An 18,900-nucleotide genomic window follows, 5' to 3' on the forward strand; every position below is an offset into this window, starting at 1 on the left:
CTGGAGGCCCGGTGCCGGTCCGACGGGCCGGCACCGGGCCTCCAGACCGTCCTGCACAGCGGAGTGCCCGGCGCCGACCGTCCACAGCCGTCCGACCCCCGCGCGGCCCGCCCAATAGACTGGTGCGCATTCCACGAACCGATCGACGGAGCACCATGCCTGACATCACGAGCGAGCAGGTCGCACACCTGGCGAACCTCGCACGTATCGCACTCACGCCCGACGAGATCGAGAAGATGACCGAGGAGCTGTCACTCATCGTCGACAGCGTCGCCAAGGTCACCGAGGTCGCGACCCCGGACGTCCCCGCGACGAGCCACCCGGTCCCGCTCGAGAACGTGTCCCGCCCCGATGTGGTCGGCGAGACGCTGACCCAGGAGCAGGCGCTCTCCGGCGCCCCCGACTCGGACGGCGAACGCTTCCGGGTGACCGCGATCCTCGGCGAAGAACAGTAGGCGGAAGAACAGTGACCCACGACATCACCACGCTGAGCGCTGCCGCGCTCGCCGACGCCCTGGTGGCCCGCGACGTCTCGAGCGTCGAGGCCACGCAGGCCCACCTCGACCGGATCGCCGCCGTCGACGGGGACGTGCACGCGTTCCTGCACGTCAACCAGAACGCGATCGCCGCCGCGAAGGCCATCGACTCCCGCCGTGCGGCCGGGGACGACCTCGGGCCGCTCGCCGGTGTGCCGATCGCCGTCAAGGACGTCCTGTGCACGCAGGACATGCCGACCACCTCGGGCTCGAAGATCCTCGAAGGCTGGGTGCCGCCGTACGACGCCACCCCGGTCGCCAAGCTCCGCCGTGCCGGCCTGGTGCCGCTCGGCAAGACCAACATGGACGAGTTCGCGATGGGCTCGTCGACCGAGTTCTCGGCGTACGGTCCGACGCACAACCCGTGGGACCTCGACCGTATCCCCGGCGGGTCCGGCGGTGGCTCGGCCGCCGCGGTCGCCGCGTTCGAAGCCCCGCTCGCGCTCGGCTCGGACACCGGTGGGTCGATCCGCCAGCCGGGTGCCGTCACGGGCACCGTCGGCGTGAAGCCCACCTACGGTGGCGTCAGCCGCTACGGGGCGATCGCCCTGGCGTCGAGCCTCGACCAGATCGGACCGGTGTCCCGGACCGTCCTCGACGCCGCGCTCCTGCACGACGTCATCGGCGGGCACGACCCGAAGGACTCCACCTCGCTGCGACAGGAGTGGCCCTCGTTCGCCGCTGCCGCGCGTGACGGTCTGCAGGCCGACTCCCTCAAGGGCGTCCGGATCGGCGTCGTCAAGGAGCTCGCCGGGGGCGAGGGCTTCCAGGCCGGCGTCACCCAGCGGTTCCAGGAGACGGTCGCGCTGCTCGAGTCCGCCGGAGCGGTCGTCGTCGAGATCGACGCCCCGTCGTTCGCCTACGCGATCAGCGCCTACTACCTGATCCTGCCGGCGGAAGCGTCGTCGAACCTCGCGAAGTTCGACTCGGTCCGATTCGGCCTGCGTGTCACGCCGGAGAACGGTGCCACGGTCGAGGACGTCATGGCGGCCACACGTGAAGCCGGCTTCGGTCCCGAGGTCAAGCGACGCATCATCCTCGGCACCTACGCCCTGAGCGCCGGGTACTACGACGCCTACTACGGCAGCGCGCAGAAGGTCCGCACGCTCGTGCAGCGCGACTTCACCGCCGCGTTCGAGCAGGTCGACCTGCTCATCAGCCCGTCGGCGCCGACCACCGCGTTCAAGATCGGTGAGCGCATCGACGACCCGCTCGCGATGTACCTCAACGACCTCACCACGATCCCCGCGAACCTGGCGGGTGTGCCCGGCATGAGCATCCCGAACGGCCTGGCGCCCGAGGACTCCCTGCCGACCGGTGTGCAGCTGATGGCCCCGCAGCGTGAGGACGCCCGGCTCTACCGGGTCGGCGCCGCACTCGAGCGTCTGCTCGAGCAGCAGTGGGGTGCCCCGCTGATCTCACGGATCCCGAACCTGGACGCCGCACAGCAGTCCGCCGCAGAGGAAGGTGTCATCTGATGGCCAAGGACGCACTCATGGACTTCGACGAGGCGATCGAGCGGTTCGAGCCGGTCCTCGGCTTCGAGGTGCACGTCGAACTCGCGACGGCCACGAAGATGTTCTCGGACGCGCCGAACTTCTTCGGCGGCGAGCCCAACACCAACGTGACGCCGGTCGACCTCGGGCTGCCCGGGTCTCTGCCGGTCGTCAACGAGCAGGCCGTGCGCTACTCGATCCAGCTCGGGCTCGCGCTCGGCTGCTCGATCGCCGAGAGCTCGCGGTTCGCGCGGAAGAACTACTTCTACCCGGACAACCCGAAGAACTACCAGATCTCGCAGTTCGACGAGCCGATCGCCTTCGAGGGCGAGGTCGAGGTCGAGCTCGCCGACGGCACGATCTTCCAGGTGCCGATCGAGCGTGCCCACATGGAAGAGGACGCGGGCAAGCTGACCCACGTCGGCGGTGCCACCGGCCGCATCCAGGGCGCCGAGTACTCGCTCGTCGACTACAACCGTGCCGGTGTCCCGCTGGTCGAGATCGTCACGAAGCCGATCGTCGGCGCCAAGGAGCGCGCACCCGAGCTCGGGGCCGCCTACGTGCAGGTCATCCGTGACCTCGTCCGCGCGCTCGGCGTCTCCGAGGCCCGCATGGAGCGTGGCAACCTGCGCTGCGACGCGAACATCTCGCTGCGCCCGTGGGGCCAGGAGAAGCTCGGCACCCGCACCGAGACGAAGAACGTCAACTCGTTCCGCGCCGTCGAGCGTGCCATCCGGTACGAGATCCAGCGCCAGGCCGCGATCCTCGCCGCCGGCGGGACGATCACGCAGGAGACCCGGCACTGGCACGAGGACACCGGCCGCACCTCGGCCGGCCGTCCCAAGTCGGACGCCGACGACTACCGGTACTTCCCGGAGCCGGACCTGCTGCCCGTCGTGCCCGACCCGGCACTCATCGAAGAGCTCCGTGCGAGCCTGCCCGAGGCACCGGTGGCCCGCCGCCGTCGCCTGAAGGGCGAGTGGGGCTTCGCGGACCTCGAGTTCCAGGACGTCGTCAACGGCGGCCTCCTCGACGAGGTCCAGGCGACCATCGACGCCGGTGCCGGCCCGCAGGCCGCCCGCAAGTGGTGGACCGGCGAGATCAGCCGTGTCGCGAACGCGCAGGACGCCGCGCCCGGTGACCTCGTGTCGCCGCAGCACGTGGCTGAGGTCATCGCGCTCGTCGAGTCCGGCGACCTGACCGACCGACTCGCACGCCAGGTCCTCGAAGGCGTCATCGCCGGTGAGGGCTCGCCGGCGCAGGTCGTCGAGTCCCGTGGGCTCAAGGTCGTCTCGGACGACTCCGCCCTGACCGCGGCCGTCGACGAAGCCCTCGCCGGGCAGCCGGACGTGCTGCAGAAGATCCGCGACGGCAAGGTCCAGGCGGCTGGCGCGATCATCGGCTCGGTCATGAAGGCGATGAAGGGCCAGGCGGACGCGGCACGTGTGCGCGAGCTCGTGCTGGAGCGCGCGCAGCAGCAGTAGGACCGAGCACGACCCTGCGCGACCCAGCGCTGGACGTGCATGACCGGAGGCCCGTGGCGAGATCGCCACGGGCCTCCCGTCCATCCTGGGGACACGTCAGCGATCCGGTGACAGGATGGAGCGTGTCAGCAACGATCCGAGCCATCGGTACCGCCGTCCCGCGGACCACCCTCGGGCAGGCGTCGGTCCGCGACCTGTTCGCCGCCCAGCCCGGCCTCGGGAGGCTCGCCTCGCGGCTCGTCCCCGCTGCCTTCAACGCCTCCGAGGTCGAGCACCGCCACAGTGTCCTGCCGGAGCTCGACTCCGCTGCCGGACCCGGCACGTTCCGCGACGCCGACGGTGTCCTCACCTCGCCGAGCACCGGCACCCGGAACGACCGGTTCCGTGAGCTCGCCCCGCCCCTGTTCGTCGGAGCCGCGCGGGACGCCCTGCAGCGCGCCGCCGTCGACCCCGCGACCGTCACCCACGTCGTGACCGTGTCCTGCACCGGCTTCACCCAGCCGGGCCCGGACCTGGCGATCGTCGAGGAGCTCGGCCTGCCCCGGAACGTCTTCCGCCAGCACGTCGGGTTCATGGGGTGCTTCGCCGCGTTCCCGGCGCTCCGGATCGCCGACGCGTTCGTCGGCGCCGACCCGAGCGCGGTCGTCCTGGTCGTCTGCGCCGAACTCTGCACGCTGCACGTGCGGAACTCCGAGGACCCGGACCAGATCGTCGCGAACAGCGTCTTCGGCGACGGTGCCGCAGCGGCGGTCGTGACGGCGGACGGCCCCGGCCTCCGCCTCGATGCCTTCACCACCATGGTCCTGCCCGAGGGCGCGAGCGAGATGGCGTGGAACATCGGCGACGCGGGCTTCGAGATGGTGCTGAGCACGCAGGTGCCGAAGCTCATCGGCGTGCACGCGGCCGAGGCCGTCGCGCCGCTCCTCGACCCGCGCGGGTGGACGCCGGACGACGTGCCGGTGTGGGCTGTGCACCCGGGTGGCCGGGCGATCCTGGATCGGACCCAGGACGCTCTGCACCTGCCGGACAGTGCGTTGACGGCGAGCCGAGCGGTCCTCCGCGACCACGGCAACATGTCGAGTGCGACGGTGCTGTTCGTCCTCCGGGCGGCCCTCGAGGCCGGTCCCGCGGACGGCACGCCCGTCGTCGCGCTGGCCTTCGGGCCGGGGCTGACGGTCGAGGCGGCGTCCCTGACGGTCGTCGGGAGTCCAGTCGCCGCGGCGGACGCTAGCGGTGCGCCGGCAGTGGTCGACGCAGAAGGCGCGGTCCTCCCCGTCGGGGTCGGGGCGTGACCGGGCCGATCGACCTGTCCACCCGCGCCGTCGACCTGCGCGAGCTGATGGACGACCCGGACTGCGACCCCGCGACGCTCGACCGGACGTTCCGACGCTTCGCGCTGGTGAACGCCGCGGTGTCCGGCTGGCGGTCGGTGTGGCGCACCCACGTCGTGCCGGCACTGCCAGCGGCCGGACGCGCCCGCGTGCTCGACCTCGGCTGCGGTGGCGGTGACCTCGCCCGGTCGTTGGTGCGGTGGGCGCGGAGCGACGGGTTCGACCTCGAGGTCGTCGGCGTCGACCCGGACCCGCGCGCGATCGCGGCGGCGGAGCGGCAGACGACGGCCGGTGTGACCTTCCGGACGCAGTCCAGCGGCGACCTGGTCGCGGCGGGGGAGCGGTTCGACGTCGTCGTGTCGAACCACGTGCTGCACCACCTCGACGACACCGAGCGTGGCGCGTTCCTCCGGGACTCGGCGGAGCTCGCCGTCGGCCGCAGTGTGCACTCCGACATCCGACGTTCGGTGTCCGCCTACCGGTTGTACGCGATCGGGGCGTCGTTCGTGTCGGCCGGCACCTTCATCCGCGAGGACGGCCTCCGCTCCATCCGCCGGAGCTTCACGGTCCCCGAGCTCGCCGCGGCCCTGCCCGCCGGCTGGCGCGCCGAGCCCGCGTCCCCGCACCGCGTCCTCGCCGTCCGCGGCTGACCCTCCGCGGCGGCGCTTCCGCGGCGCGGTGCGTCCGCGGCGCGTCCGCGGAACGCAACGTGGGCGGTCCTGCGCAACGGAGTACCGCTGCGCCGGACCGCCCACGTTGCGTGTTGCGAGGGAGAGGGGCTAGGGGCGCAGGAGCACCTTGATGGCGCGGCGCTCGTCCATCGCGGCGTACGCCTCCGGGGCCTCGTCGAGGGGCAGCTCGAGGTCGAACACCTTGCCCGGGTCGATCGCCCGCGACAGCACGTCGGGCAGCAGCTCCTCGATGTACGCACGTGCCGGGGCCATGCCGCCGCCGACCGTGATGTTCTTCGCGAACAGGAACGGCATCGGCAGCTCCGGGTCGCCCGCGGGGACGCCGACGTAGCCGACCGCACCGCCGGCGCGGACGACGCGGAGCGCCTGGTCCATGCTCTCCGCTGTGCCGACGGCCTCGAGCGCACAGTCGGCGAGGTCCCCGCCGAGCAGCTCCCGCACGGCCGCGACGCCTTCGTCACCACGGGCCTCGACGATGTCGGTCGCGCCGAACTCGCGCGCGAGGGCCTGCCGGTCGGCGTGCCGGCTCATCGCGATGATCCGCTCGGCACCGAGGCGCTTCGCCGCCAGGACCGCGGACAGCCCGACCGCTCCGTCGCCGACCACGACGACGGTCTTGCCCGGGCCGACCTCGGCCGAGACGGCCGCGTGGTGTCCGGTGGAGAACACGTCCGACAGGGTCAGGAGCGACGGCACCAGGTCGTCGTCGACCGGACCCGGCACGACCACCAGGCTGGCGGCGGCGTCCGGCACGCGGACGTACTCGGCCTGGGCGCCGCCGAGCGGGTGGCCGTACGCGTCCGGCGTGACGCCGAACGTGGAGCCGTGGTCGCAGCCGCTCGTCATGCCGTGGGCGCAGGCCTGGCAGGTGCCGTCGTTGGTGGTGAAGGGGGCGATGACGAAGTCGCCGACGTGCAGGTCGGTCACGTCGTCGCCGACCTGGTCGACGACACCGACGAACTCGTGGCCGATCGCACGCGGTTCCGCCGTGTCGCGGACGCCGCGGTAGGGCCAGAGGTCCGAGCCGCAGACGCAGGCGGCGACGACACGGACGACGGCGTCGGACGGGGTGAGGATCGTGGGGGCGTCGCGCTCCTCGACACGGATGTCGCGGGGGGCGTGGATGACTGTTGCGCGCACGGGGTGTGCCTTCCGTCGGGATGAGGGGGGACCGGCCGGTCGACGTTGTCCGGACGCCCGTCGACAGTACGCTCGTGCGGGTGGACGAGGACCGGTACGGCAGTGACGTGCTCTCGGGCGACTGGCGCTCGCGGGGTGTGCAGAAGGTGCGGCAGGTGCCGCTCGAGCGCGACATGGTGCTCGAGGACCCGGACTCCGGCTGGGCCGGCGCCGTGGTCGGGCTCGAGGCCGGCAACGTCTCGCTGGAGGACTGGAAGGGCCGCGTCCGCGCCTTCCCCTTCGTCGGCCAGTTCCTGCTCGAGGGTGAACTCGTCACCCTGAGCCGCCCGCACGCTCCGGTCGGTCGGTCCGCCGCGGCCGCCCCGCCGGCTCGGTCCACCGCCACGGCCGGGAGGCCCGGTGCCGCCCCGGCGGTCCGGCACACGTCCGACGGTGGTCGCCTCCGCACCGCGTCCGGGTCGTTCGCCGTCGAGCAGCAGCGTGCCCGGGTGGCCCTCCCGAGCCGGATCATGGTCGAGGGCAAGCACGACGCCGAACTCGTCGAGAAGGTGTGGGGTGCCGACCTCCGAGTGGAGGGCGTCGTCGTCGAGGAGCTGTCCGGCGTCGACAACCTGGCCGACGTGCTCGACGACTTCCGGCCGACCCGGGAGCGCCGCGTCGGCGTCCTGGTGGACCACCTCGTGCCGGGCTCGAAGGAGTCCCGTTTCGCCGACGCCGTGATGCGCGGGAAGTGGGGCGCGCACGTCCTCGTCGTCGGGCACCCGTTCGTCGACGTCTGGCAGTCGGTGAAGCCGGCGCGCGTCGGACTGCAGGCGTGGCCGACGATCCCGCGGTCGATCGAGTGGAAGGCCGGCATCTGTCAGGCGCTCGGGTGGCCGCACGCCGAGCAGGCCGACATCGCCCGGGCGTGGCAGCGGATCCTCGGCCAGGTGCGGACCTTCGCCGACCTCGAGCCTCAGCTGCTCGGTCGTGTCGAGGAGCTGATCGACTTCGTGACCGAGCCGGCCTGACGGCCGCGCCCCGCGCCTCCCGGCCGCCCTGCCCGCCCGTACCGCCCGTACCGCCCGTTCCGCGCCGAGCCGAGCCTCGGCCAGGCGGACAGGATCCGTCCTGCATCCGCCGAGTTCTGTCCGCTGCCCCGAGCCTCGGGCTGGATCCCGGGCGCGCCGCCTACGCTTGCAGGATGGACGGCATCGACGGACGCGTGCGGAACGCCGTCGACGTCTGGCTGCGCTGGTTGCCCCGCTGGCAGATCGGCACCGCACGCCCTCGCACCCGGATCTGCCGGCGCTGCACCGGTTCCCCGATCGCCGCGGCGGCCGGGTTCGGACCGGACGTGCCGCACCCGGTGCAGCACGCGCTGATCGGTCGGATGTCCGCCATCGTCGAGGACGCCGTCGACGACTACACCGCCAAGAACCTGCCGCTGCTGCAGCGGGAGCTCGAGCGGGCCGCGGCACGCAAGCGACGCTCGGGGTACCAGCCGGCCGAGGGGCTGTCGCCGGAGTTCCAGGGCCTGGACATCGATCCGCAGCCGGAGCCGGGGGAGCCGTTCCTGTTCACCCTCGGTGAGCTCGCGGGTACCGGGGCGGACGCCCAGGAGCCCCGCGAGCCGTTGTCGGACGAGGCGAAGGCCGCGCTCCGCCACGAGATCGAACTGTCCGACGAGGCTGCGCGGTCGACCGGCACGGCGGTGTGCCTGGCGCTGCTCGACCACCGGGAGCGCATCGCCGAAGCGGTCGAGCGGCTCGTCGAACCCCAGATCGCCGCGCTGGTGTCGGACATGTTCCGCGGGCTCGACGGTCCCGACGAGGGTCCGCGCGGCGGCCTCTTCTAGCGGACGCTGGCTCCTAGCCGACCGACCTGGCGTCGCCGGCACCCGGAGCGTCTGCCGCACGCCGACCTGACCGGACCCGCAGCACCAGTCGCGCGAGGAGCCGCCAGCCGACCAGGAACACGCCGAGCACGATCGTCGCCACGATGAGGAACGAGATCGGCAGCGGGTTGCCGTCGACGACGCCCTGCCCGGTCGCGACCCGGATCGCCATGCCGACGAACACGGTCAGGATCCACGCCACGACGCCGGTCGGCCAGATCGCGAGCGGCCGTGCCCAGGCCCCGGAGGTCACGTACGCGATGGCCCAGCCGGCCAGGAACGGGTACGCGGTCGTCCAGAGTCCGAGCGGCGCGAACGCCTCGCCGTGCGACGAGCGTCCGATGACGGCGAACGCCACGATGAGCACGACGTCGATGACGGCCGCGAGCCAACCCCAGGTACGAGTCTCCACGGCCCCATCCTCGCAGGCTCCGGCGGTGGTGCCCCTGGTCACCGCCGCAGGAGCGTCCGGCCGGAGACGACCGTGCCCCGCAGCGACCGGTGTTCGACGGCGCTGGCCGGGTCGTCGATGCGGGCGACGACGAGGTCGATGGCCTCGCGGCCGATGCGCTCGATGGGCTGCGCGAACGTCGTGAACCCGATCCAGTCGTCGGCGAGCGGACGGACCCCGTCGAACCCGGTCACCGAGACGTCCTGCGGCACGCGGACCTCCCGACGGGCGAGGGCCCCGCACAGGTCGAGCATGAGCCGGTCGGTCGGGCACATCACCGCGGTGGCCCCCGACTCGCGCATGACGTCGACGACGTCGGCGGCCAGGTCCTCGGGCGGACGCACGAAGCTCGCGTCGATGTCGATGACCCGGATGCCGCGTGCTCGGAGTCGCTCGACCATCGCTCGCGACCGGGCGTGCTGGGTGATCGCGTCGCCGATCGGCACGGTGAGCACGACGACCGCGGTGTGCCCGGCGTCGGCGACGGTGTCCGCGATGACCGCCCCGCCGTCGACCTCGTCGCAGTAGACGCTGGACAGTGCCGGGTGCAGCTCCGGACGGCCGGCGACCACGGTGGCGATGCGCGGCGCGAAGTCGGCGATCTCGGCCGCGGGCATCAGGCCGCTGCAGACCACGAGTCCGTCGACCCGCATCGAGACCAGGGCGGCGAGTGCGGACTTCTCGTCCTCGACCCGGCCGACGCCGGTGGTCGTGACGACGCGGTACCCGAGCTCGGAGGCCCGGCGCTCCATCACGGCGTGCAGTGCGGTGTAGACCATCGACGACGCGTCGCGCATGAGCATGCCGATCGTGTGCGTCCGACCGCTGACCAGTCCTCGTGCCATGGCGTTGGCGACGTAGCCGAGTTCGGCGGCGGCCCGCTCGACCCGTTCGCGGGTCTCGTCGGAGAACCGTCCGGTGCCGGAGAGGACCCGGCTGACGGCCGACTTCGAGACGCCGGCGCGGGCGGCGACGTCGAGGATCGTCGGCTGTGCGCCACGGCCGCCGTTCACGCCGCCGCCACCGACGTCGGCAGGGAGAGGAGGACCATCTGGCCATCCTCGCAGCAGCCCGAGCCGGAGGCCCACCGACCGCTCGGCCACGACTCGGCAGCCCGCTGCCCGGAGTTCACCTCCCGGCGACGAGCGCGGTACCTGGAGTTCACCCGACCGCACCACACTCGACCCCGGTGCGGGAACGTTCCCACACCTCCTTCCCCCGAAGTACTGCCCCCACGAACCAGGGAGACCTCCGACGTGAAGACCCGAGTCCTCGCCGGCGTCGCCATCGCGGCCGCCGCATCCATCGCCCTCTCCGGCTGCGTCCAGAGCGCGAACGCCTCGAACGGCGCCGAAGCCACCCCGGGCTCGACGAGCCTGAACGTGTTCATCAGCGGCGACACGAACGTCCAGGACCTCTGGGACAAGTCGCTCATCCCCGCCTTCGAGCGGATGCACCCGAAGATCACCGTCCACACCAGCATCGACCTGCACGGGGAGCACGACGCACAGACCCAGGCGAACCTCGCCACGGCGGTCAAGGCGCACAAGACGCTGCCCTACGACCTGGTCGACGCGGGCTTCGTCACCACGGCGGGCAAGGCCGGCCTGATGGCGAAGACCGACGCCCGTGCGATCCCGAACCTGGCCCACGTCCCCGCAGCCACCCGGGAGCAGGGCGGCGACCGGGCGATCCCGTACCGCGCCTCCAGCGTGCTGCTCGCCTACGACACGAAGAAGGTCACGAACCCGCCGAAGACCCTGGACGACCTGCTCGCCTGGATCACGTCCAACCCGGGCCAGTTCGCCTACAACTCGCCGTCCTCCGGTGGCTCGGGCGGCGCGTTCGTGATGACGGTGCTGGCCAAGTACCTGTCGAAGTCCGAGCAGACCCAGATGCAGACGACGTACGACAAGTCGCTCGAGTCGAAGTGGGACGCGGGCTTCGCCGCGCTCAAGGACCTCGGCCCGTCGACGTACCAGAAGGGCGTCTACCCGAACGGCAACGACCAGGTGCTGCAGATGCTCGGCTCGGGCCAGATCCAGATGGCCCCGGTCTGGAGCGACCAGTTCATCACCGCGCAGAAGGCCGGCACCATCGGCAAGGACGTCGCGTTCACGCAGATCTCCGACCCGTCGTTCACGGGCAGCGCGAGCTACCTCGGCATCCCGGCGACCGAGCCGAAGGCCAAGAAGCAGGCCGCCGACGAACTCGCCGACTTCGTCCTGTCGTCCCAGGGGCAGCAGCTCGTCGCGAAGGCCGTGTCCGGCTACCCGGTCGTCCCGCTCAGCTCGCTGCCGTCGAGCGTCGCCGAGCAGTTCTCGAAGGCCGACCCGTCGAAGCTCCGCCTCGGCTTCCAGAGCGCGTTCCAGGCCGACATGAACGCGGCGTGGGACGCGAAGGTCCCGCAGTGACCCAGACCGTCCCGAACGGCCCGGCGCTCGACCGGGAGGCCCGTGGCGACACCGCCACGGGCCTCCCGGCCGTCCCGTCTCCAGCCCAGGGCCCCCGTCGGCCGACCGGCCGCCGCACCACCCAGGAGCGTCTGGCGCGCCGCCGACGCGTCCAGGGCCTCGCGCTCGTCACCGCACCGGTGCTGGTCGTCGTCCTGTTCGTCGGCGTGCCGGTGGTCAACGCGGCGCTGTTCAGCCTCGGGTTCACCGGCGGCCTGAACCAGGCACTCGCCGACATCGGCCAGGACACCGTCAGCGGGTTCTCGTTCGCGGTCTACGGCACGCTGCTCGGCAACCCGACGTTCCTCCGCGACCTCGCGGCCACGATCGGGGTCACGCTCGCGTCGACCGGGCTGACGATCGCACTCGCGGTGGTCGTCGCCGTGATCCTGCGGCTGCGCGGCGGGTTCCTCGGCCGGACGCTCAGCGTGCTCGCCGTCGTCCCGATCTTCGTGCCGGTGGTGATCGCCAGCTGGTCGATCCTGACGTTCACCGACGCGCAGGGGTTCCTGCGGAGCGCCGGTGCCCAGGTCGGCATCGACGTGCCGGTGTGGGGCTACACGCTCGTCGCGGTCGTGTTCGGCAGCGTCTGGACGAGCCTGCCGTTCGCCGTGCTGATGATCGCCGGGGCGCTGCAGGGCACCCCCGACGCCCTGATCGAGGCCGCTCGGGACGCCGGTGCCAGCACGTGGCGCGTCGTCTGGCAGGTGCTGCTGCCGATGGCCGCGACTCCGATGGTCATCGCGACGACGTTCACCGTGATCGGCGTGCTCGGGTCGTTCACCGTGCCGTACTTCACCGGCCCGAACGCCCCGACGATGCTCGGCGTCGACATCTCCAAGTACTTCCAGTCGTACAACCGTCCGCAGCAGTCCACCGCGATGGCGTTCATCGTGTTCGCGTTCGCCGCGGCCGCCAGTGTGCTGTACCTGCGGTCGACCGTGCGCTCGAACGCCCGCGAACTCGGGAAGGGACAGCGATGATCAAGCGCCTCACCGGCACCGCCCTGGTCTGGGCGACCGCCGTCGTCCTGGCCGTGTTCATCGCCGGACCCCTGCTGTGGTTGGCCGTCCGGGCCTTCGCCACGAGCTGGACCTACCCGAACCTGCTGCCCGACGGGTGGACCCTCAAGTGGTGGGGGACCGTGTTCCAGGACCCGTCGCTGGCCGTCGCCGTGCAGAACTCGCTCGTGCTCGCCCCGCTGACGGTCCTCATCGCCGCGGTCGTCTGCCTGCCGGCCGCGTGGGCGATCAGCCGCATCGAGTTCCCCGGGCGTCGGGTGGTGCTGGTCGGCCTGTTCGCCACGAACGCCTTCCCGAAGATGGGGCTGTTCGTCACGATGTCCGCGATGTTCACGGCGTTGAACCTGATGAACACGGTCACGGGCATCCTCATCGTGCACGTGCTCGGCTGCGTCGTGTTCATGACGTGGTTGCCCGCGGCGGCGTTCTCGGCGGTGCCGCGCTCCCTCGAGGAAGCCGCACGCGACGCCGGTGCCGGACGCTGGCGGACGTTCTGGTCGGTGACGTTCCCGATCGCCTGGCCGGGGATCCTCGTCGCGATGGTGATGAGCTTCCTGGCGTCCTTCGACGAGGCCCAGGGCACGTACCTGGTCGGCGCTCCGGCGTACATGACGATGCCGACCGCGATGTACTCGCTCGTCCTCAACTCACCACGCCAGGTGTCGGCGGTCTTCGCGATCGCGCTGAGCATCCCGTCCGTGGTGCTGATGACCCTCGCCCGGAAGCACATCATGGGCGGCCGTCTGGCGGACGGGTTCCAGATCCGATGACCACACGCAGCACGAAAGGCGACCACATGTCGGACGCAACGCTCCTCGCGGACCCTGCACCGGGCCTCCAGACCGTCGACCGGCCCACCGACGGCCGCCCGTCCGGCGGTCTCGTCCTGCGGGGACTGACCAAGTCCCTCGGCGGACGCGACGTCGTCGCCGGCATCGACCTCGACGTGGCGAAGGGCGAGCTCGTCTCGCTGCTCGGCCCGTCCGGCTGCGGCAAGACCACCACGCTCCGCATGGTGGCCGGCTTCCTGCCCGTCGACGGCGGCACGGTGACGATGGGCGGTGCGGACGTCACCGACCTGGGACCCGAGCGCCGACCGAGCGCGATGGTCTTCCAGAACTACGCGCTCTGGCCGCACATGACGGTGACGCAGAACGTGGCGTTCCCGCTGCGGACCCGGCGGGTGTCGAAAGCCGAGACGACCCGGCGCGTCCACGAGGCGCTCGACCTCGTCGGCCTGACCCACCACGCGACCTCGAAGCCGACCGCGATCTCCGGCGGCGAGCAGCAGCGCGTCGCCCTGGCCCGCGCGATCGTCCAGGAGCCCGACGTGCTGCTCCTCGACGAACCGCTGTCGAACCTCGACGCGAAGCTCCGCGTCAGCGTCCGCGACGAGATCCGGCGCATCCAGCAGCGCCTCGGCATCACGACCGTGATCGTCACCCACGACCAGGACGAGGCGCTGAGCATCTCGGACCGGATCGCGGTGATGCACGACGGGCGGATCGAGCAGGTCGCGTCGCCCACCGACCTCTACGCCCGCCCGTCGACCCGGTTCGTCGCGTCGTTCATCGGTGCCACGAGCAGTGTCACGGGCGCGTTCCTGGCCGCCGTCCGCACCCCGGTCCCGGCCGGCGACGAGGTCCTCGTCCGCCCCGAGGAGGTCGTGCTCACCGACGACGGCCCGGTCCGGGCAACGGTGTCCCGCGTGCTCATGCGCGGGCACTTCGCCGAGCTCGTCCTCCGGTCCGGCGACGCGGAGCTGCGTGCCTACGTCACCGGCCCACCACCGACGCTCGGCACCGAGACCGGCGTCCGGATCGGTGCGGTGCTCGTGTACCGCGACGGCGTCCTGACGGAGGTCGCACGATGAGCGCCTCGGAGGTCGCCGTGGCCACGCCGGGGTCCGTGAGCACGCCCGTCCCCTCGGCGGCGACGGACACCGTCGCCACGGTCCGCATCCCACGCCTCGTCGCGCACCGCGGTGCCCCGCGGGTCCGGCGGGAGAACACCCTGCCGGCCATCGCGGTCGCCGAGGCGCTCGGCGCGGACACCATCGAGGTCGACGTCCGACGCACCGCGGACGGCGTCGCGGTCCTGCTCCACGACGAGACCCTCGGCCGGATGTGGGGCGACGCCCGACCGGTGTCCGAGGTCCGCTGGTGCGACGTCGCCCGGCTCGGCAACGGCCTGGACCGGATCCCGCGCCTGGACGCCGCGCTCGAACGACTCGACGGCTGCGGCGCCACCCTGCTCGTGGACCTGACGGACGCGGCCGACGCGGTCGTCGCCGCACGCACCGTCGCCGGCGCCACCGGGACCACCAGCGTCGCGTGGTGCGGGGCGCCCGCGGCGATGGCGGCCGTCCGGACGGAGCTGCCGGACGCCGACGTCTGGCTCGCCTGGCAGTCGCTCGAGCCGCCGACGGCCGACGACCTGCTGGCGCTGACGCCGTCGACGCTCAACCTGGACGTCGCGTTCCTCACCCCGCGCACCGTCACGGCTGCGCACGCGCTGGGGCTGCGCGTCGCCGTCTGGACCGTGGACGACGTCGAACCCGCGCTCTGGGCAGCACGCCTCGGCGTCGACTCGATCACGACGAACGACGTCGCCGGGGTCCAGGCCGCCCTCGCCGCCGCCGAACGGGACGGCTGGCCCGAGCGGGACCGCGAACCCACCGAGACCGAGGTCGCCTCGCGCGCGCAGGCCCTCGCCCACCGGATCGCCCACGAGGTGATCGCGTTCACCCGCGAGCACCCGGTCAGCGAGGTCAGCACCAAGGCCGACCCGGCCGACCTCGTCACCGACGTGGACCGGCTCGTCGAACAGCACGTCCGCTCCCGGGTGCGGACGGTCTTCCCGACGCACGGCTTCACCGGTGAGGAGTACGGCGACGCACCGGGCGACCGGCACCGCTGGTACCTCGACCCCGTCGACGGCACGACGAACCTGGTCAACGGGGTGCCCTGGACGTCGATGTCGCTGTGCCTCACCCGCGGCGGGCGTCCGCTGGTCGGAGTGGTCGCCGACCCCTGGCGCGGTGAGGTGTTCGAAGCCCGACGCGGCCGCGGGGCCACCGTCCGCGACCGCGCACTGCGACTCGACGACGTCCCCCGGGCGCTCGCCGGAGCCGTCGTGGGGACCGAGCTCGACGGACACCGGCCGTGGCCCGGGTTCGGCACGTTCCTCGACGCCCTGGCCGACCGCTCGTGCACGCTGCGGGTCCAGGGGTCCGGCACGCTCACCATCGCGCAGGTCGCCGCCGGTCGGGGGATCGGCGGGTGCGTCTCCGCCTTCAACCCGATCGACCACGGTGCCGCGGTGCTGCTCGTGCACGAGGCCGGCGGGGTCGTGCTGACCCTCGACGGGCCGGTGCAGGACTTCCCGCCGGTCGGCGCACCGTTCCTGGTCGCGCACCCGGGTGCGGCGGACGAGCTGTTCCAGGTGTGGACCGCGGCGGTCACCGGGGGCGGGTCGGCGTCCTGACGGGGGACGGGCCTCCTAGCCGGGAGGCCCACGGCGGCTTCTGAGCGCACGCACAGTCAGTCTCGGCCACCGGTGCCTACCGTGGGCGGCAGCGGGCACGGTGCCCGCGACGAAGGAGCACACCATGGGATTCCTCGACCGTCTGCTCGGCCGCGAGGAGCGTCCGGAGCAGCCACGCAACGGGACCGGTGGGGCACCGCAGCCGGGGTACCAGTACGGGCAGCAGTCGTACCAGCAGGCACCGGCCGCGCCGTACGGTGCTCCCGCGCAGCCCGGCCAGCAGGCCGGGGCCGAGGACCAGCGCGCCGTCGAGCGGTACCGCTACCTGCTCCGGACCGCGCCGCCCGAGCGGATCGAGGAGGTGCACGCCGAGGCGTTCGCCACCCTGACGCCCGAGCAGCGTCGGATGGTCTACGACGAGTTCACCCGCTCCGCCCCGGCCGGCGAGGCCCCGCGTGGCGACGACCCGCGGTCGCTCGCCCAGAGCGCGACCCGGTCCGAGCTCCGGCAGCCCGGGTACATGGAGCGCTCGCTCGGTGGTCTCGGTGGCGGCGGTGGCTTCGGCGATCGGCAGGGGCCCGGGTTCGGGAGCATGCTCGGTGCCTCGCTGCTCGGCACCGTCGGCGGCTACGTGATCGGCTCCGCCCTGATGAGCGCCTTCCTGCCGGACCCCGGGTCGTTCGACGGTGGAACCGATGCGAGTGGTGCGGATGACGGTGGATCGGGGGACACTGGGAACGGATCCGGCGACGGCGGCGTGGCCGACGGTGGCGGGTACGACAACGCCTCGTGGGGCGACGGTGGTTCCGACTTCGGCGGCATGTCCGACGGCGGGTTCGACCAGGGCTCCAGCGACTTCGGCGGTGGCTTCGACGTCTGAGTGACGTCCGTCGCTCCCGCCGACCCCGGTCGGCCGGTGCACGTGTCCGGTCGACCCCCCCCGAGGGACGCAGCCGGTCACGAAGGAGCGACATGGCCATCATCGAGGCCTCCGGCCTCACCAAGACGTACCGTTCGAAGTCGGGGCCCGTGCACGCACTGGCGGGTCTCGACCTCGCGGTGCCCGAGGGCACCGTCACCGCACTGCTCGGCCCGAACGGCGCCGGCAAGACCACGACCGTGAAGGTCCTCACCACCCTCGTCGAACCGGACTCCGGGTCCGCGACGGTCGCCGGCATGGACGTCGTCCGCGACCCGCAGGGCACCCGACGAGCGATCGGCGTCTCCGGGCAGTACGCCGCCGTCGACGAGAACCTCACCGGGTTCGAGAACCTCGAGATGATCGGGCGGCTGTACCACCTGGGTCGACGGGCCGCCCGCGACCGGGCGCGCGAACTCATCGACGTGTTCGGGCTCTCCGAGGCCGGCGACCGCCCCGTCAAGGGGTTCTCCGGCGGCATGCGGCGGCGGATCGACCTCGCCGGGGCACTCGTGATGAACCCGCGCGTGCTGTTCCTCGACGAACCGACGACCGGCCTCGACCCGCGCAGCCGCCTGGCACTCTGGGGCATCATCGAGGACCTCGTCGCCAGCGGGGCCACGGTGCTCCTCACCACGCAGTACCTCGAGGAGGCCGACCAGCTCGCCGACGACATCGCCGTCATCGACGACGGACGGGTCATCGCCGAGGGCACCTCCGACGAGCTCAAGGCGCAGGTCGGCGGCCACCGGGTCGTCGTCACCCTGGTCGACGCGGCCGACGGGGACACCGCCACCACCGTCCTCCGGCGTCACGGCACCGGGGACGTCGAGACGAGCGGCGACGGACGCACCCGGGCGGTCGCCGTCGACGCCGGACCCGCGGCGCTGCAGCGGGTCCTCGCCGACCTCGGCACCGCGGGCGTCGCACTCCACGACGCCGGGATGCGGCGGCCGACCCTCGACGACGTGTTCCTCCGCCTCACCGGGCACGCCGCGACGGACGACGCCGGCGGGGACGGCCGCCGGGGTGGAGGCGGCGACGGGAAGGGCGCGGGCGGACCGTCGGGCGCGGGGCGGGCCTCCCGGCAGGAGCTGGTCCGATGACCGTCACCAGCACGACGACCGGCACCGACGGCGCACTCGGCCGGCAGCTGCCCGTCGTCGTCACCGCACCACTCGCGGTCTGGTTCGAGGACGGTTGGACCGTCACGAAGCGGAACCTCGTCAAGATCAAGCGGTCGCCGGACCTGCTCGTCTTCGCCGTCCTGCAGCCGATCATGTTCGTCCTGCTGTTCAGCCAGGTCTACGGCGGCGCGATCAGCGTGCAGGGCACCGACTACACGCAGTTCCTGATGGCGGGGATCTTCGCGCAGACCGTCGTCTTCGGGGCCACGTTCTCCGGGTCGGCGATGGCACAGGACCTCAAGGAGGGGCTCATCGACCGGTTCCGGACCCTGCCGATGTCGGCGTCGGCGGTCCTGGTCGGGCGGACGAACTCCGACCTCGTGCTCAACGGCATCTCGATGGTGATCATGATGGCCACCGGTCTCGCCGTCGGTTGGCGTGTGAACTCGTCCCCGGTCGAGTTCGTCGGCGGGATCGCGCTGCTCCTGCTGTTCAGCTACGCGTTCAGCTGGGTGATGGCGCTGCTCGGCATGAGCGTCAAGACACCCGAGGTGATCAACAACGCCTCGTTCATGATCCTGTTCCCGCTGACGTTCATCTCGAACGCCTTCGTGCCCAGCGAGACCATGCCGCTCGTGCTCCGGGTGTTCGCGGAGTGGAACCCGGTGTCCTCGCTCGTGCAGGCCGCGCGGGAGTTGTTCGGCAACGCCGGGTCGGCGCCGGTGCCGGACATCTGGACCATGCAGCACCCGATCGCGACCGTGCTGATCGGGATCGCGGTGATGCTCGCGGTGTTCGTGCCGTGGGCGGTGAACAAGTACACGCGGATCAGCAGCAAGTAGGAGCTTGTGCTGGTGCCGGCTGCTGGTGCTGGTGCTGGTGCTTGT

Annotated in this window: 18 protein-coding genes; 15 read left to right on the forward strand and 3 right to left on the reverse strand. The window is 72.2% G+C overall.

All coding sequences use genetic code 11. The annotated features are described in order from the left end of the window. Positions 1 to 155 precede the first annotated feature (155 nt). The 5 genes from gatC (at position 156) to QL987_RS10540 (ending at position 5,497) form a co-directional block, all read left to right on the forward strand. On the forward strand, positions 156 to 455 hold the full coding sequence (gene gatC, locus QL987_RS10520; RefSeq protein WP_111076257.1) for an Asp-tRNA(Asn)/Glu-tRNA(Gln) amidotransferase subunit GatC: 300 nt from the start codon (positions 156 to 158) through the stop codon (positions 453 to 455). Between the two features lie 11 nt (positions 456 to 466). Next, on the forward strand, positions 467 to 2,014 hold the full coding sequence (gene gatA / locus QL987_RS10525; RefSeq protein ID WP_290157597.1) for an Asp-tRNA(Asn)/Glu-tRNA(Gln) amidotransferase subunit GatA: 1,548 nt from the start codon (positions 467 to 469) through the stop codon (positions 2,012 to 2,014). Further along, positions 2,014 to 3,516, forward strand: coding sequence for an Asp-tRNA(Asn)/Glu-tRNA(Gln) amidotransferase subunit GatB (gatB, locus tag QL987_RS10530; protein ID WP_290157598.1), 1,503 nt, complete (start codon positions 2,014 to 2,016; stop codon positions 3,514 to 3,516). The genes gatA and gatB overlap by 1 nt, the downstream gene beginning before the upstream one ends. Before the next feature lie 122 nt (positions 3,517 to 3,638). After that, complete coding sequence (locus QL987_RS10535) at positions 3,639 to 4,808, forward strand: 3-oxoacyl-[acyl-carrier-protein] synthase III C-terminal domain-containing protein (protein ID WP_290157600.1); 1,170 nt, start codon at positions 3,639 to 3,641, stop codon at positions 4,806 to 4,808. Then, positions 4,805 to 5,497: a methyltransferase domain-containing protein gene (locus QL987_RS10540; protein WP_290157602.1), complete on the forward strand. Its 693-nt coding sequence runs from the start codon at positions 4,805 to 4,807 to the stop codon at positions 5,495 to 5,497. The genes QL987_RS10535 and QL987_RS10540 overlap by 4 nt, the downstream gene beginning before the upstream one ends. 129 nt (positions 5,498 to 5,626) lie before the next feature. Here the strand turns inward: QL987_RS10540 and QL987_RS10545 are convergent, their stop codons facing one another. Beyond that, positions 5,627 to 6,679: an alcohol dehydrogenase catalytic domain-containing protein gene (locus QL987_RS10545; protein WP_290157603.1), complete on the reverse strand. Its 1,053-nt coding sequence runs from the start codon at positions 6,677 to 6,679 to the stop codon at positions 5,627 to 5,629. 80 nt (positions 6,680 to 6,759) lie between these two features. Here QL987_RS10545 and QL987_RS10550 point away from each other — a divergent pair, with 80 nt between their 5' ends. Further along, positions 6,760 to 7,689 (forward strand): DUF3097 domain-containing protein, encoded by a 930-nt coding sequence (locus tag QL987_RS10550; protein ID WP_290157605.1) that lies wholly within the window; start codon positions 6,760 to 6,762, stop codon positions 7,687 to 7,689. 173 nt (positions 7,690 to 7,862) lie between these two features. Then, positions 7,863 to 8,516, forward strand: coding sequence for a spermidine/putrescine ABC transporter substrate-binding protein (locus tag QL987_RS10555; protein ID WP_111076251.1), 654 nt, complete (start codon positions 7,863 to 7,865; stop codon positions 8,514 to 8,516). 13 nt (positions 8,517 to 8,529) lie between these two features. Here QL987_RS10555 and QL987_RS10560 read toward each other — a convergent pair whose 3' ends face one another. Both QL987_RS10560 and QL987_RS10565 read right to left on the reverse strand, forming a co-directional pair. Continuing rightward, positions 8,530 to 8,967, reverse strand: a complete 438-nt coding sequence (locus tag QL987_RS10560; protein WP_290157607.1) for a DUF3054 domain-containing protein — start codon at positions 8,965 to 8,967, stop codon at positions 8,530 to 8,532. 38 nt (positions 8,968 to 9,005) lie between these two features. Then, positions 9,006 to 10,019, reverse strand: coding sequence for a LacI family DNA-binding transcriptional regulator (locus QL987_RS10565; protein ID WP_290157608.1), 1,014 nt, complete (start codon positions 10,017 to 10,019; stop codon positions 9,006 to 9,008). A gap of 243 nt (positions 10,020 to 10,262) precedes the next feature. Here QL987_RS10565 and QL987_RS10570 point away from each other — a divergent pair, with 243 nt between their 5' ends. From QL987_RS10570 to QL987_RS10605, 8 genes are all read left to right on the forward strand, one after another. Then, positions 10,263 to 11,420: an extracellular solute-binding protein gene (locus QL987_RS10570; protein WP_111076247.1), complete on the forward strand. Its 1,158-nt coding sequence runs from the start codon at positions 10,263 to 10,265 to the stop codon at positions 11,418 to 11,420. After that, complete coding sequence (locus tag QL987_RS10575) at positions 11,417 to 12,442, forward strand: ABC transporter permease subunit (RefSeq protein WP_111076246.1); 1,026 nt, start codon at positions 11,417 to 11,419, stop codon at positions 12,440 to 12,442. The genes QL987_RS10570 and QL987_RS10575 overlap by 4 nt, the downstream gene beginning before the upstream one ends. Next, positions 12,439 to 13,251: an ABC transporter permease subunit gene (locus tag QL987_RS10580; protein ID WP_111076245.1), complete on the forward strand. Its 813-nt coding sequence runs from the start codon at positions 12,439 to 12,441 to the stop codon at positions 13,249 to 13,251. Before QL987_RS10575 ends, QL987_RS10580 begins: the two co-directional genes overlap by 4 nt. Before the next feature lie 26 nt (positions 13,252 to 13,277). Further along, positions 13,278 to 14,354: an ABC transporter ATP-binding protein gene (locus tag QL987_RS10585; protein ID WP_290157611.1), complete on the forward strand. Its 1,077-nt coding sequence runs from the start codon at positions 13,278 to 13,280 to the stop codon at positions 14,352 to 14,354. Continuing rightward, entirely contained in the window at positions 14,351 to 15,967 is a 1,617-nt protein-coding gene (locus QL987_RS10590) for an inositol monophosphatase family protein (protein WP_290157613.1), read from the forward strand. The genes QL987_RS10585 and QL987_RS10590 overlap by 4 nt, the downstream gene beginning before the upstream one ends. Before the next feature lie 124 nt (positions 15,968 to 16,091). Beyond that, positions 16,092 to 16,847: a hypothetical protein gene (locus tag QL987_RS10595; RefSeq protein ID WP_290157615.1), complete on the forward strand. Its 756-nt coding sequence runs from the start codon at positions 16,092 to 16,094 to the stop codon at positions 16,845 to 16,847. Positions 16,848 to 16,939: 92 nt separating this feature from the next. Beyond that, a complete protein-coding gene (locus QL987_RS10600) occupies positions 16,940 to 17,992 on the forward strand; it encodes an ATP-binding cassette domain-containing protein (RefSeq protein ID WP_290157617.1) in 1,053 nt (350 codons plus the stop codon). Further along, positions 17,989 to 18,855 (forward strand): ABC transporter permease, encoded by an 867-nt coding sequence (locus QL987_RS10605; protein ID WP_260497572.1) that lies wholly within the window; start codon positions 17,989 to 17,991, stop codon positions 18,853 to 18,855. Before QL987_RS10600 ends, QL987_RS10605 begins: the two co-directional genes overlap by 4 nt. Positions 18,856 to 18,900 lie beyond the last annotated feature (45 nt).

The organism is Curtobacterium sp. APC 4022, from assembly GCF_030407555.1.
Classification (GTDB): Bacteria; Actinomycetota; Actinomycetes; order Actinomycetales; family Microbacteriaceae; genus Curtobacterium.